This is a genomic window from Pseudomonas sp. FG47 (genome assembly GCF_057809115.1).
Genome location: NZ_JBMDJI010000088.1, coordinates 1 through 683, shown reverse-complemented (window position 1 = coordinate 683; position 683 = coordinate 1). Strand labels below are relative to the sequence as shown.

Annotated in this window: 1 protein-coding gene; it reads right to left on the bottom strand. The window is 58.7% G+C overall.

Annotated features, from left to right (window positions below; translation table 11 throughout):
* Positions 1–98: 98 nt before the first annotated feature.
* Positions 99–683 (bottom strand): IS110 family RNA-guided transposase (locus ACODS5_RS24670; RefSeq protein ID WP_489109885.1); only part of this gene is annotated, 585 nt, incomplete at its 5' end.

Genomic DNA, 683 nt, shown 5'->3' with positions numbered 1-683 from the left:
GTCGTTCAGGATCATCGCCAGGCCGATCGGCCGTTTATTTCATCTGTTGTTCAGCTATCGCAAAACCTGATGGTGAAACACGGTGCAGCACTACGGGGTCAGGCGTTCATAGCGTCTGGCTCCGTTTTGTATTGCGTATGCCGAGTGGTAATGGCCCACGCAATGCGTGCCAGTTTGTTGGCCAACGCGCAGGCCACCACATTGGAGTGACGTCGCGCGAGCAGTGAACACACCCAATCGGCCAATGGGCCTTTCTGGTACTTCAAACGCATCAGGTAAACCCGTGCGCACTGCACCAACAAGCGTCGAAGGTTCTTGTCGCCGCGCTTGCTGATCCCCAGCAAAGCTGGCCTACCACCAGTGCTGTACTGGCGGGGCACCAGACCTACAGAGGCAGCAAAGTCCCGGCTACTGCCGTATTGCTGCGCGTCCCCCATTTCCACAGCCAGCAGGCTGGCGGTGATCGGCCCGACACACGGGATAGTCAGCAAACGGCTACCCAGATCATCGTCAGCCAGCTGGCTCGCCAGCTCTTCGTCCAACACCTTGATCTGCTCGCTCAGGTAGACGAAATGCTCATGCAGGCGCTGCAGCAGTGCAACGAGACGTACAGGCAGGTCGTGCTCTTCAAGCACTGAAGCGAGGCGTTTGATCACCGCCAGTCCGGTCGGCAGGCTCACACC